Genomic DNA, 12,571 nt, shown 5'->3' with positions numbered 1-12,571 from the left:
GGATTTTCATGATTGCTCTGCCATGGCCTTATCTGGCATTTCTGAGCCTGGGCTACTGCCTGGCCCTGAGTTACGGCCAATTGACCGCCCAGGCCCTTATCCCGTTGTTTGCCTTGATCCTGGCCGGGCTCGCAGCCCGTCAGCAGCGCCAGCAGTGGCTGCGTTATGCCGGTCACGGGCTGTTTGTATTGCTCGCCCTGGCGCTGGCCCTGCACTGGTTACCCGGTTTCCATAATGGCCGTGCCATCAACCCTGAGCGGCTGACACCGGACGCCGTGCCCTTCTCGCTGTACCTCAATCTGGACAAGCCGCTGATCGGTTTCTGGCTGTTGCTGGTGTGCCCCTGGATTGCGCCACGCTTCGGCTGGCGGGTTTCGTTTGCCGCCACGTTGATGGCCCTGACTCTGGTGGCGATTGCGGCTCTGGGCGGCGCCATGCTGCTGGGCATGATTACCTGGGCCCCCAAATGGCCAACCTCTGGCTGGATATGGGTGCTGAACAATTTACTGCTGGTGACCCTGGTGGAAGAAGCCCTGTTTCGCGGCTACATCCAGGGCGGCTTGAGTCGCTGGTTCAAACAACTGCCCCATGGCCAGACTCTGGCCCTGGTCATGGCTGCGCTGCTGTTCGGTCTGGCGCACATGGCCGCTGGCTGGCATTGGGTGCTGCTGTCGGGGATTGCCGGCCTTGGTTATGGCCTGGCCTGGCGCTTCGGCGGGCTGGGTGCGGCAATCGCTACTCACTTCGGGCTGAACCTGCTGCACTTCGTGTTTTTTACCTACCCGATGCGGGCTATCTAGCACACAACGGCTACCGGGGCGTTTCGCCGCACCCGGCAGCCGAAATATAAATTAAACAAATCCCTGGCCATGCCGACAGCCTGTCAAAGTCTTGCGGATAGATATGACATGCGGAATAACCAGCCCATCACCCAACGCGAACGTACGTTCCCCGCTCAGCAACGGTTGATTTCCACCACCGATGCCAAAGGTGTAATCACCTATTGCAACGACGACTTTGTCGAGATCAGCGGGTTTTTGCGTGAAGATCTGATCCGCGCACCACACAACCTCGTGCGCCATCCGGATGTTCCCTCTGCCGTCTTTGAACACATGTGGAGCACCTTGAAAAAAGGCGCGCCGTGGATGGGCATCGTGAAAAACCGTTGCCGCAACGGCGACCATTACTGGGTCAACGCCTACGTGACCCCGGTATTCGAGAATGAGCGCGTGGTGGGCTATGAGTCGGTTCGGGTCAAGCCGAGCGCCGAACAGATCCGCCGTGCCGAAGCCCTGTATTCGCGCCTTAATCGCGGCAAGTCGGCGGTGCCACAGCGCGATAAATGGATCCCCGTGCTGCAGGACTGGCTGCCGTTCATTCTGGTCAGCCAACTGAGTTTCATGATTGGTGCCCTGCTCAATTCCAGTTGGGGCTTTGCCCTGGCGGCCCTGTTGTCGATTCCGCTGGGGTTGCTGGGGCTGAGCTGGCAACAGCGCGGGATCAAGCGCTTGCTGCGCCTGGCCGAACAAACCACGTCGGACCCGCTGATTGCGCAGATGTACACCGACAGCCGCGGCCCGCAAGCGCGCCTGGAAATGTCGATTCTGAGTCAGGAAGCACGACTGAAGACCTGCCTGACCCGCCTGCAGGACACCGCCGAGCATTTGAGCGGGCAAGCCAGTCAATCCGATGAGCTGGCACACAAAAGCTCCAAGGGGCTGGAGCGCCAGCGGGTGGAGACCGAACAAGTGGCTACCGCGGTCAATCAGATGGCCGCCACCACCCAGGAAGTTGCCAGCCACGTACAGCGCACGGCTGACGCCACTCAAGAAGCCAATCGCCTGACCAGCCGCGGTCGCGATATTGCCGGTGAAACCCGCGAAGCCATTGAACGCCTGTCCATCGTGGTCGGCGAAACCGGCGCGACAGTCACTCAGCTGGCCAAGGACAGCGATGAAATCGGCGGCGTGGTTGACGTGATCAAAGGCATTGCCGACCAGACCAACCTGCTGGCCTTGAACGCGGCCATCGAAGCCGCACGTGCCGGTGAAATGGGCCGCGGCTTTGCCGTAGTGGCTGACGAAGTGCGCCAACTGGCACAACGCACCAGCCTGTCGACCGGACAGATTCATGGCCTGATCGCCAAGTTGCAGCAGACTGCGGCCACTGCCGTACAGACCATGAATGCCGGGCATCGTCAGGCTGAAGAAGGCGTGGCCCGGGTACTGGAAGCCGACAAGGCCCTGGTGGGCATCAGTGAAGCGGTGGCCAATATCACCGACATGACCACCCAGATCGCGGCAGCCACCGAGGAACAAAGTGCAGTGGCGGAAGAAATCAGCCGCAACATCAGCACCATTGCCGACCTCGCTGACCAGACCTCAGAGCAGGCCCAGCATTCGGCGCGCTTGAGCGAAGAGCTGACCCAGACGGTAAACACCCAGTATTCGCTGGTGGAGCGGTTTAACCGTTAAGCACTGCCCCCCCTTTAACCTGTAGGAGCGAGCTTGCTCGCGAGCTCTTCGCTGGCATATTGAACAGCTCGCTCCTACAGGGCATCACCGGCCTGGAGCCATTGGGCGATTTTGTCGGCAGCAGCGTCCAGATGCTGTTCATGGCTAAACCCCGATGCCTTGAGCGGCTTCAAGTCGTGATCCCCCGCCACTAACCAGTGCAGTTCAATGCCCGGCGCCAGGGTGTAAGCCTCGACGGCTTGCCGGTTGCCCAGGGCATCACGTTCGCCCTGCACGATCAGGGTGGCTGTCTGCAGCCCGGCCAAGTGCGCCACCCGGGGTTTTTCCGGTTTGCCGGAGGCGTAAAACGGGTAACCCAGACAGACCAGAGCAGCAACCCCCAGCTCATCAGCCACCAGACTGGCCATGCGCCCGCCCATGGACTTGCCGCCAATCGCAATTTGCCCGGCGACATGCTGTCGCACCCCGGCATACACCTCGCGCCAGCATTCGAGCAATTTGACCTGTTGGTTTGGCGGCCTTTTGCCACCATCGAGCCGGCGTTGCGCCATGTACGGGAACTCGAAGCGCAATACGTTCACCCCTCGTGCCGCAAGGCGTTCAGACATACCGGTCATCCAGGCACTGTCCATCGGAGCACCGGCACCATGGGCCAGGATCAGGGTCTGCGGTTGCGGGTTTTTCACCTCGCCGGTGGCCGGACTCCATAACCAGCCCTGCTCCTGCACGCATTGCGCCCATTGATCCCTGTCAATACCGGCCTTGCCTGCTACGCCCATGCTTGCCTCGCTTTTAGTCTGCCTATAACTCCAGGCGTACCTTTGTATGCGCCTGAACCGTGGATGGGGAACCATGAACACTTCTACAAGTACTGCCTACAACTACAAGGTGGTCCGCCAATTTGCCATTATGACGGTGGTTTGGGGCATCGTCGGTATGGGGCTCGGCGTTTTTCTCGCCGCGCAGCTGGTCTGGCCGGAACTCAACTTCAATTTGCCCTGGACCAGTTTCGGGCGCTTGCGCCCATTGCACACCAACGCGGTGATCTTCGCCTTCGGCGGTTGTGCACTGTTTGCCTCGTCCTTTTACGCAGTGCAACGTACCTGCCAGGCAACACTGTTCGCGCCGAAGATCGCCATGTTTACCTTTTGGGGTTGGCAACTGGTGATTTTGCTGGCTGCCATCAGCTTGCCGCTGGGCTACACCAGCTCCAAGGAATACGCCGAGCTTGAGTGGCCGATCGATATCCTGATCACCATCGTCTGGGTCGCTTATGCCATCGTGTTCTTCGGCACGATCATGAAGCGCAAGACCAAACACATTTACGTGGGCAACTGGTTCTTCGGCGCATTTATCGTGACCGTGGCCATCTTGCACATCGTCAACAACCTGGAAATCCCGGTCAGCTTCACCAAGTCCTACTCGCTGTACGGTGGTGCGACTGACGCCATGGTGCAGTGGTGGTACGGCCATAACGCTGTGGGCTTTTTCCTGACGGCCGGCTTTTTGGGGATGATGTACTACTTCGTGCCGAAACAGGCCGAACGTCCCATCTATTCCTATCGCCTGTCGATCGTGCACTTCTGGGCCCTGATCACCCTTTACATCTGGGCCGGCCCGCACCACTTGCACTACACCGCACTGCCGGACTGGGCCCAGTCACTGGGCATGGTGATGTCCCTGATTCTGCTGGCGCCAAGCTGGGGCGGCATGATCAACGGCATGATGACCCTGTCGGGCGCCTGGCATAAATTGCGCAGCGACCCGATCCTGCGTTTCCTCGTGGTGTCCCTGGCGTTCTACGGCATGTCGACCTTCGAAGGACCGATGATGGCGATCAAGACCGTCAACGCCCTCTCCCACTACACCGACTGGACCATCGGCCACGTACACGCCGGGGCATTGGGCTGGGTGGCGATGATTTCCATCGGCGCGCTGTATCACATGATCCCGAAAATTTTCGGTCGCCCGCAGATGTACAGCATGGGCCTGATTAACGCGCACTTCTGGCTAGCCACTATCGGCACAGTGCTTTACATCGCCTCGATGTGGGTCAACGGCATCGCCCAGGGCCTGATGTGGCGCGCAGTCAACGAAGACGGCACGCTGACCTACTCCTTCGTCGAAACCCTGGTGGCCAGCCATCCGGGCTATGTCGTGCGCCTGATCGGTGGCGCGATTTTCTTCAGCGGCATGTTGCTGATGGCATACAACACTTGGCGCACCGTGCGTAACGCCGAGCCCGCTGAAGTCGTAGCCGCCGCGCAGATGGCCTGAGGAGTTCGCCATGAAACACGAAATCGTTGAAAAAAATATCGGCCTGATGCTGTTGCTGATGATTCTCTGTGTGAGTGTCGGCGGCCTGACGCAAATCGTCCCGCTGTTCTTTGAAGATGTCACCAATACCCCGGTCGAAGGCATGAAGCCTTATACCGCGCTGCAACTGGAAGGTCGTGACATCTACATTCGCGAAGGCTGCGTGCAATGTCACTCGCAGATGATTCGTCCGTTCCGGGCCGAGACCGAGCGCTATGGCCATTACTCGGTCGCCGGTGAAAGTGTCTGGGATCACCCGTTCCTGTGGGGTTCCAAGCGTACCGGGCCGGATCTGGCGCGGGTCGGCGCCCGCTACTCGGATGACTGGCACCGCGCGCATCTGTACAACCCGCGCAACGTCGTACCCGAGTCGAAAATGCCCGCCTACCCGTGGCTGGTCTCCGAACCGGTGGATGACAGCCATACCCAGAAGAAACTCGAAGTGATGCGCACCCTGGGCGTGCCTTACACCGACGAAGACATCGCCAATGCCAGACAGTCGGTACAGGGCAAGACCGAAATGGACGCGCTGGTGGCCTACCTGCAAGTGCTCGGCACTGCCATCAAGAGCAAGAGGTGAGCCATGTTTGACATGAGTAGTGGAATGATCCGCGGCCTGGGCACTGTGGTGGTGGCGGTGGCGTTTATCGGCCTGGCGCTGTGGGTATTCAGCCCGCGGCGCAAGTCGGAGTTCGAAGACGCGACCCTGCTGCCATTCAAAGACGATCCAGAGGCGATCAAACACGTCGAGCAAGAACAAGCGTCTAGGAGTAATAAGCAATGACCACCTTCTGGAGTGTTTATATCTGCGTGCTGACCATTGGCACGCTGATCGGCCTGACCTGGCTGTTGATCAGTACCCGCAAGGGGGAAAGAAAAAGCGAAACCGTCGAGACCATGGGCCACAGTTTTGACGGCATCGAGGAGTACGACAACCCGCTGCCACAATGGTGGTTCATGTTGTTCGTCGGCACGCTGGTGTTTGGTGTGGGCTATTTGATCCTTTACCCGGGCCTTGGCAACTGGAAAGGCCTGCTGCCGGGTTACGAGGATGGCTGGACCGGGGTGAACGAGTGGCAAAAGGAGATGGACAAGGCAGACGCCAGGTTTGGCCCCATTTTCGCCAAATACGCCGCCATGCCGGTTGAGCAAGTGGCCCAGGATCCCCAGGCACTGAAAATGGGCGGTCGTCTGTTTGCCTCCAATTGCTCGGTGTGCCACGGCTCTGATGCCAAGGGCGCCTTCGGCTTCCCCAACCTGGCCGACAACACCTGGCGCTGGGGCGGCGATGCCGACACCATTAAAACCACGATCATGGGCGGACGCATCGCTGCAATGCCGGCCTGGGGCCCGGTACTGGGTGACGAGGGTGTGAAGAACGTTGCCGCCTATGTGCGCCACGATCTGGCCGGCCTGCCTTTGCCCCAGGGCACGACCGTGGATCTGGTGGCTGGCAAGCAAGCCTTCGAAACCACCTGCGTGGCGTGCCACGGTGCCAACGGCAAAGGCATGCCACTGATGGGCGCGCCGGATCTGACGGTGCCAGCGGGCTTTATTTACGGCACCAGCCTGGCGCAATTGCAGCAAACCATTCGCCATGGCCGCCAGGGCCACATGCCGGCGCAGAACGAGTTGCTGGGTAACGACAAGGTGCAATTGCTGGCTGCGTATGTGTTCAGCTTGTCCCATGGTAATCAAGAGGAAAAAACAGCCGAATAATTACCAGACATTTCCTGCCGCATCATTTTGGTGCGGCAGTTCCCGCCTAAAAGCGCGACCAAGTGTCGCACCTCTTTTTAGTCCGCCGTTGCTCTCCCGCCATTCAGGACTAAGCTCAAATTCTCATTGATCCCGGGGTCACCGGTTTCACGTCAAGTGAATTTAATCGGTAAGTTGAAGGGTGCAGTTACAGGCCACACTGGTGGGTTTACAACGGCTATCGTTGATTGCGATCTTCGCCATCAAGTTGCCATGACTGCCCCCCTCCCGGTTTTGCCCTGCCCGGCCCTTTCATTTTTGCCTTCCACGGGGTGTTTTGTTGGCGGTCGACTTGACCCTACTGCACGCATGGAAAGGCCGCAGAATAAGCGTTGGAACGCATTGACCGAGGTCAAGCCGCGTTGCAATACCCCTACGTTTTATACATACTTGCGACCGATTTTTACTCCTAATAAAACACCAAAACCGTGGAACCTTAGAATGAGCACAGCAATCAGTCCGACTGCTTATAACTATAAGGTAGTCCGCCAGTTCGCCATCATGACGGTGGTCTGGGGGATCCTTGGCATGGGGCTCGGGGTTTTTATCGCGTCACAGCTTGTGTGGCCTGAATTAAACCTTGGTCTTGAGTGGACAACCTTTGGCCGTCTGCGTCCCCTGCATACCAATCTTGTGATTTTTGCCTTCGGTGGCTGTGCATTGTTTGGTACCTCGTACTACGTCGTGCAGCGCACCTGCCAGACACGCCTGATCTCCGACGCCCTGGCTGCCTTCACCTTCTGGGGCTGGCAGGCGGTCATTATCGGCGCGATCATCACGTTGCCGCTGGGCTACACCACAACCAAGGAATACGCAGAGCTGGAATGGCCCCTGGCTATCCTGCTGGCCATCGTCTGGGTGGTCTACGGTATTGTGTTCTTCGGCACCATTACCAAACGCAAAACCAAGCACATCTATGTAGGTAACTGGTTCTACGGTGCATTCATTGTCGTCACGGCAATGCTGCACATCGTCAACCACGCGTCCCTGCCGGTGAGCTTCTTCAAGTCCTACTCGGCTTACGCCGGTGCGACTGACGCCATGATCCAGTGGTGGTACGGCCACAACGCTGTAGGTTTCTTCCTGACTACCGGCTTCCTGGGCATGATGTACTACTTCGTGCCGAAGCAGGCCGAGCGTCCGATCTACTCGTATCGTCTGTCGATCGTGCATTTCTGGGCCCTGATCACCCTCTACATCTGGGCCGGCCCGCACCACTTGCACTACACCGCTCTGCCGGACTGGGCCCAGTCGCTGGGCATGGCAATGTCGATCATCCTGCTGGCTCCAAGCTGGGGCGGCATGATCAACGGCATGATGACCCTGTCGGGCGCCTGGCATAAATTGCGCACCGACCCGATCCTGCGCTTCCTCGTGGTGTCCCTGGCCTTCTACGGCATGTCGACCTTCGAGGGCCCGATGATGGCAATCAAGACCGTCAACTCGCTGTCGCACTACACCGACTGGACCATCGGCCACGTACACGCCGGGGCACTGGGCTGGGTAGCTATGATTTCGATCGGTGCCATGTACCACATGATCCCGCGCATCTATGGCCAGAAGCAGATGTACAGCACCAGCCTGATCAACACGCACTTCTGGCTGGCGACTATCGGTACCGTGCTTTACATCGCTTCGATGTGGGTCAACGGCATCACCCAGGGCCTGATGTGGCGCGCAATCAACGACGATGGCACCCTGACCTACTCGTTCGTGGAAGCACTGCAAGCCAGCCATCCTGGCTTTATCGTTCGCGCCATCGGCGGGGCTATCTTCGCCAGCGGCATGCTGTTCATGGCCTACAACGTGTTCCGTACCGTACGCGCCTCGAACCCGGTAGAAGCTGAAGCAGCGAGCAAAATCGCTGTAGTTGGAGCCCACTGATGAAGCACGAAACAATCGAGAAGAATATTGGCCTGATGGCCTTCTTCATGGTCATCGCCGTGAGCATCGGTGGTCTGACCCAAATCGTTCCGCTGTTCTTCCAGGACGTGACCAATACCCCGGTTGAAGGCATGAAGCCGCGTACCGCTCTGGAGCTGGAAGGTCGCGACATCTACATCGCCAACGGCTGTGTGCAATGTCACTCGCAGATGATCCGCCCGTTCCGCGCAGAAACAGAGCGTTATGGCCACTACTCGGTAGCCGGCGAAAGCGTCTGGGATCACCCGTTCCTGTGGGGCTCCAAGCGTACCGGGCCGGACCTGGCCCGGGTTGGCGGTCGTTACTCCGATGACTGGCAGCGTGCGCACCTGTACAACCCGCGCAACGTGGTCCCCGAGTCGATCATGCCTGCCTATCCGTTCCTCGTAGAACGCAAGCTGGACGGCAAGGACACGGCGAAAAAAATGGAAGTCTTGCGCGTGCTCGGCGTTCCTTACACCGACGAAGATATCGCCGGGGCCAAGGATGCAGTGAAAGGCAAAACCGAAATGGACGCGCTGGTGGCCTATCTCCAGGGCCTGGGCACCATCATCAAAAGCAAACGGTGATCTAGATGGATATCGGGATGATTCGTGGCCTGGGCACTGTCGTCGTGATGGTGGCTTTTATCGGTTTGGCATTGTGGGTTTTCAGTCCGCGACGCAAGTCGGAGTTTGATGACGCAACCTTATTGCCGTTCAAGGATGATCCCGAAGCCATCAAGCACGTAGAGCAAGAGCAAGCTTCTAGGAGTAACAAAGAATGACTACGTTCTGGAGTCTGTACGTCACAGTCCTCAGTCTGGGTACCATCTTCGCCTTGACCTGGTTGTTGCTGGCCACCCGCAAGGGCCAACGCAGCGAGCAGACTGACGAGACAGTTGGGCACTCTTACGACGGGATTGAAGAGTACGACAACCCGATGCCGAAATGGTGGTTCATGCTGTTCATCGGCACCATCATCTTCGCCCTCGGCTACCTGGTGCTGTACCCGGGCCTGGGTAACTGGAAAGGCCTGCTGCCGGGCTACGAGTACCTGGACACCAAAGAGAAGACCGCGTTTGCCAATGGCCAGACAGGCTGGACCGGTGTTCACGAGTGGGAAAAGGAAATGGCTAAATCGGACGCCAAGTTTGGTCCGATCTTCGCCAAATTCGCCGCCATGCCCATTGAGGAAGTGGCCAAAGACCCGCAAGCACTGAAGATGGGTGGCCGCCTGTTTGCCTCCAACTGCTCGGTGTGCCACGGTTCCGACGCCAAAGGCGCCTATGGCTTCCCTAACCTGACCGACGCCGACTGGCGCTGGGGCGGTACACCGGCAGACATCAAGGCCACCATCATGGGCGGTCGCCACGCCATCATGCCGGGCTGGTCCGAAGTGATCGGCGAGCAAGGCGTCAGCGACGTGGCCGCCTATGTCCTGACCGGCCTGGACGGCCGCAAGCTGCCGGAAGGCGCGAAAGCCGACCCTGCCAAGGGCAAGGAACTGTTCGCGACCAACTGTGCGGTTTGCCACGGTCCGGAAGGCAAGGGCAACCCGTTGATGGGCGCACCGAACCTGACCCACCCGGGTGCATTCATCTACGGTTCGAGCTTCGCTCAATTGCAACAGACCATCCGTTACGGCCGTCAGGGCCAGATGCCTGCACAGGCTGACCTGCAAGGGAACGACAAGGTTCACCTGCTGGCGGCCTACGTTTACAGTCTGTCCCATGGCGATGACGCCAAGGCAGCCGAGTAAACCAGGGTTGTAACTGCTGCAGAAAACGGCCCCGCCAACCCACGTTGGCGGGGCCGTTTTATTACCGCCGTGCTTTCGCTGGACGCCACCATTGCCCGGTGCGCAATTGCCCTGCACTTGAACCGCGACCCCAAGTCAATTGATCCATGTCACGACTTGTTACATCTCCTATACCAAGTTGGTGCTTTCCGGAACGCGACCAAAGGTCGCACCCTTGAGCTAGAGTCACAGGCGTATCATTACGCCACTGCAACACCTTCTGACCGCGGTCGGCATGTACTGACCGAGGCATTTTCCACTGCCGTGGGACGCACTAATGAGCAATCAGATTCCTGTACACAACGTCACGCCGCCTGCCAAAAAACCTGGCGACAGCGTCGATTTGTATGCCTCCCGGGAAAAGATCTACACCCGGGCCTTTACCGGTATTTTCCGCAACCTGCGCATCGCCGGTGGCGCCGTGCTGTTCCTGCTGTATTTCGGTACGGTATGGCTCAACTGGGGTGGGCACCAGGCCGTCTGGTGGAACCTTCCCGAGCGTAAATTCTTTATTTTTGGCGCCACCTTCTGGCCACAGGATTTCATCCTGCTCTCCGGGCTGCTGATCGTCGCGGCCTTTGGCCTGTTCTTTATTACCGTGTATGCAGGTCGCGTGTGGTGTGGTTACACCTGCCCGCAAAGCGTCTGGACCTGGGTTTTCATGTGGTGCGAGAAGGTCACTGAAGGTGACCGCAACCAGCGCATCAAGCTCGACAAGGCGCCAATGAGCGCCAACAAGTTCCTGCGCAAATTCAGCAAGCACAACCTGTGGCTGCTGATCGGTTTTGTCACCGGCATGACCTTTGTCGGTTACTTCTCGCCGATACGCGAACTGGTATTCGATTTCTTTACCGGCCAGGCTGATGGCTGGGCGTACTTCTGGGTCGGCTTTTTCACCCTCGCCACCTACGGCAACGCCGGCTGGCTGCGCGAGCAGGTGTGCATTTACATGTGCCCGTATGCCCGCTTCCAGAGCGTGATGTTCGACAAGGACACGCTGATCGTTTCGTACGACCCGCGGCGCGGCGAAGTCCGCGGCCCGCGCAAAAAAGACACTGATTACAAGGCCCAAGGCCTGGGTGACTGCATCGATTGCACCATGTGCGTGCAGGTGTGCCCGACCGGGATCGACATTCGTGACGGCCTGCAGATTGAATGCATCGGCTGCGCCGCCTGTATCGATGCCTGCGACAGCATCATGGACAAAATGAACTATCCTCGCGGCCTGATCAGCTACACCACCGAGCACAACCTGTCGGGCCAGAAAACCCACAAGTTGCGTCCGCGCCTGCTTGGCTATGCACTGGTGTTGCTGACCATGATGGGTCTGCTGGCAGCTGCGTTCTATACCCGTACCCTGGTGGGGTTCGACGTCAGCAAAGACCGCGTGCTCTACCGCGAAAACGCTGAAGGACGGATCGAAAACGTCTACAGCCTGAAGATCATGAACAAGGATCAGCAAGACCACACCTATGTGCTGGAGGCCACAGGCCTGCCGGACCTGAAGCTGCAAGGCAAACGCGAAATCAGGGTCGCCGCGGGCGATATCGTCAGCCTGCCGGTCGAGCTCTCGATTGCCCCGGAGCAGCTGCCGTCCAGCACCAACGAAGTGTTCTTCATCCTCAAGGATGCCGATCACAACGACATCAGCGTCAAAGCCAAGAGCCGCTTCATCGGCCCACAAATCAGATAAGAGAAGAGAACCTGCCATGCCCGCAGCAAACGCCTCCAGCCCTTGGTACAAGCATCTTTGGCCGTGGATCATCATTGCCATTCTCGCCTGCTCGGTGACGTTGACCCTGTCCATGGTGACCATTGCCGTGAACAACCCGGACAACCTGGTCAACGACAACTACTACGAGGCCGGCAAAGGCATTAACCGCGCACTTGACCGCGAACTGCTGGGCCAGACCCTGCAGCTCAAGGCCAAGCTGCGGCTGGACGAAATGACCGGCGAAGTGGTGCTGCTGCTTGATGGCAACAGCAAGCCGAAGGTACTGGAACTGAATCTGATCTCGCCGACCCAACCCGAGAAAGATCGCAAGATCAGCCTCAGCCAGAGCGAATCAGAGCCGGGCCGTTACATCGGCCAGCTGGATGACAAAATCGAAGGCCGGCGCTTTGTTGAGCTGCTGGGCGTTGAAGACGGCAAAACCTGGCGCCTGTTTGAAGAAGAGCTGGTGGGCCATGACAAAGACCTGCTGCTGGGCGACGAGCCGCTTCAGGGCGCTGAAGTGCACAAGACCAATTAACCCCATTGCGCGCCAGCCCGTTCCCGCACCTGCAGGAGCGGGCCGGAGCGCAATGTCGCAGTTCCGGCG

13 protein-coding genes are annotated in these 12,571 nt (G+C 58.8%); 12 read left to right on the top strand and 1 reads right to left on the bottom strand.

What is annotated here, in order from left to right:
• Window positions 1-8 precede the first annotated feature (8 nt).
• Together WG29040_RS07410 and WG29040_RS07405 are read left to right on the top strand one after the other, a co-directional pair.
• On the top strand, window positions 9-800 hold the full coding sequence (locus WG29040_RS07410; protein ID WP_127195931.1) for a CPBP family intramembrane glutamic endopeptidase: 792 nt from the start codon (window positions 9-11) through the stop codon (window positions 798-800).
• A gap of 108 nt (window positions 801-908) precedes the next feature.
• Window positions 909-2,474 (top strand): PAS domain-containing methyl-accepting chemotaxis protein, encoded by a 1,566-nt coding sequence (locus WG29040_RS07405; protein ID WP_127195930.1) that lies wholly within the window; start codon window positions 909-911, stop codon window positions 2,472-2,474.
• Between the two features lie 74 nt (window positions 2,475-2,548).
• Here WG29040_RS07405 and WG29040_RS07400 read toward each other — a convergent pair whose 3' ends face one another.
• On the bottom strand, window positions 2,549-3,253 hold the full coding sequence (locus WG29040_RS07400) for an alpha/beta family hydrolase (protein WP_127195929.1): 705 nt from the start codon (window positions 3,251-3,253) through the stop codon (window positions 2,549-2,551).
• A gap of 73 nt (window positions 3,254-3,326) precedes the next feature.
• On the opposite strand from WG29040_RS07400, the gene ccoN (WG29040_RS07395) reads away from it, so the two are divergent.
• The 10 genes from ccoN (WG29040_RS07395) (at window position 3,327) to WG29040_RS07350 (ending at window position 12,502) form a co-directional block, all read left to right on the top strand.
• Entirely contained in the window at window positions 3,327-4,751 is a 1,425-nt protein-coding gene (gene ccoN / locus WG29040_RS07395) for a cytochrome-c oxidase, cbb3-type subunit I (protein WP_003447222.1), read from the top strand.
• Window positions 4,752-4,761: 10 nt separating this feature from the next.
• A complete protein-coding gene (gene ccoO, locus WG29040_RS07390) occupies window positions 4,762-5,370 on the top strand; it encodes a cytochrome-c oxidase, cbb3-type subunit II (protein WP_003447220.1) in 609 nt (202 codons plus the stop codon).
• Window positions 5,371-5,382: 12 nt separating this feature from the next.
• Complete coding sequence (locus tag WG29040_RS07385; RefSeq protein WP_003447218.1) at window positions 5,383-5,574, top strand: cbb3-type cytochrome c oxidase subunit 3; 192 nt, start codon at window positions 5,383-5,385, stop codon at window positions 5,572-5,574.
• Window positions 5,571-6,509 carry a cytochrome-c oxidase, cbb3-type subunit III gene (gene ccoP, locus WG29040_RS07380; protein ID WP_003447216.1) on the top strand — a complete coding sequence of 313 codons (939 nt, stop codon included), beginning with the start codon at window positions 5,571-5,573 and terminating at the stop codon, window positions 6,507-6,509. Before WG29040_RS07385 ends, ccoP (WG29040_RS07380) begins: the two co-directional genes overlap by 4 nt.
• A gap of 480 nt (window positions 6,510-6,989) precedes the next feature.
• A complete protein-coding gene (gene ccoN / locus WG29040_RS07375) occupies window positions 6,990-8,432 on the top strand; it encodes a cytochrome-c oxidase, cbb3-type subunit I (RefSeq protein WP_003447214.1) in 1,443 nt (480 codons plus the stop codon).
• Window positions 8,432-9,040: a cytochrome-c oxidase, cbb3-type subunit II gene (gene ccoO, locus WG29040_RS07370; RefSeq protein WP_003447211.1), complete on the top strand. Its 609-nt coding sequence runs from the start codon at window positions 8,432-8,434 to the stop codon at window positions 9,038-9,040. Before ccoN (WG29040_RS07375) ends, ccoO (WG29040_RS07370) begins: the two co-directional genes overlap by 1 nt.
• A 5-nt stretch (window positions 9,041-9,045) precedes the next feature.
• A complete protein-coding gene (locus WG29040_RS07365) occupies window positions 9,046-9,237 on the top strand; it encodes a CcoQ/FixQ family Cbb3-type cytochrome c oxidase assembly chaperone (protein WP_003447209.1) in 192 nt (63 codons plus the stop codon).
• Window positions 9,234-10,211, top strand: a complete 978-nt coding sequence (ccoP, locus tag WG29040_RS07360; RefSeq protein ID WP_003447207.1) for a cytochrome-c oxidase, cbb3-type subunit III — start codon at window positions 9,234-9,236, stop codon at window positions 10,209-10,211. The genes WG29040_RS07365 and ccoP (WG29040_RS07360) overlap by 4 nt, the downstream gene beginning before the upstream one ends.
• Window positions 10,212-10,527: 316 nt before the next feature.
• Window positions 10,528-11,943 carry a cytochrome c oxidase accessory protein CcoG gene (gene ccoG, locus WG29040_RS07355; protein WP_127195928.1) on the top strand — a complete coding sequence of 472 codons (1,416 nt, stop codon included), beginning with the start codon at window positions 10,528-10,530 and terminating at the stop codon, window positions 11,941-11,943.
• Between the two features lie 16 nt (window positions 11,944-11,959).
• Complete coding sequence (locus WG29040_RS07350; RefSeq protein WP_003447203.1) at window positions 11,960-12,502, top strand: FixH family protein; 543 nt, start codon at window positions 11,960-11,962, stop codon at window positions 12,500-12,502.
• The last annotated feature ends 69 nt before the right edge of the window (window positions 12,503-12,571 follow it).

Origin of the sequence: Pseudomonas sp. PAMC 29040 (assembly GCF_003994535.1) — a bacterium.
GTDB classification, from domain to species: domain Bacteria; phylum Pseudomonadota; class Gammaproteobacteria; order Pseudomonadales; family Pseudomonadaceae; genus Aquipseudomonas; species Aquipseudomonas paraversuta.
Note: the sequence above shows the minus strand (reverse complement) of the source record. Positions and strands in the feature narration are given on the sequence as shown.

Coding starts and splice junctions, on each gene's coding strand:
- WG29040_RS07410 (WP_127195931.1), top strand. CDS start 9: ATGATTGCTCTGCCATGGCCTTATCTGGCATTTCTGAGCCTGGGCTAC.
- WG29040_RS07405 (WP_127195930.1), top strand. CDS start 909: ATGCGGAATAACCAGCCCATCACCCAACGCGAACGTACGTTCCCCGCT.
- WG29040_RS07400 (WP_127195929.1), bottom strand. CDS start 3,253: ATGGGCGTAGCAGGCAAGGCCGGTATTGACAGGGATCAATGGGCGCAA.
- ccoN (WP_003447222.1), top strand. CDS start 3,327: ATGAACACTTCTACAAGTACTGCCTACAACTACAAGGTGGTCCGCCAA.
- ccoO (WP_003447220.1), top strand. CDS start 4,762: ATGAAACACGAAATCGTTGAAAAAAATATCGGCCTGATGCTGTTGCTG.
- WG29040_RS07385 (WP_003447218.1), top strand. CDS start 5,383: ATGAGTAGTGGAATGATCCGCGGCCTGGGCACTGTGGTGGTGGCGGTG.
- ccoP (WP_003447216.1), top strand. CDS start 5,571: ATGACCACCTTCTGGAGTGTTTATATCTGCGTGCTGACCATTGGCACG.
- ccoN (WP_003447214.1), top strand. CDS start 6,990: ATGAGCACAGCAATCAGTCCGACTGCTTATAACTATAAGGTAGTCCGC.
- ccoO (WP_003447211.1), top strand. CDS start 8,432: ATGAAGCACGAAACAATCGAGAAGAATATTGGCCTGATGGCCTTCTTC.
- WG29040_RS07365 (WP_003447209.1), top strand. CDS start 9,046: ATGGATATCGGGATGATTCGTGGCCTGGGCACTGTCGTCGTGATGGTG.
- ccoP (WP_003447207.1), top strand. CDS start 9,234: ATGACTACGTTCTGGAGTCTGTACGTCACAGTCCTCAGTCTGGGTACC.
- ccoG (WP_127195928.1), top strand. CDS start 10,528: ATGAGCAATCAGATTCCTGTACACAACGTCACGCCGCCTGCCAAAAAA.
- WG29040_RS07350 (WP_003447203.1), top strand. CDS start 11,960: ATGCCCGCAGCAAACGCCTCCAGCCCTTGGTACAAGCATCTTTGGCCG.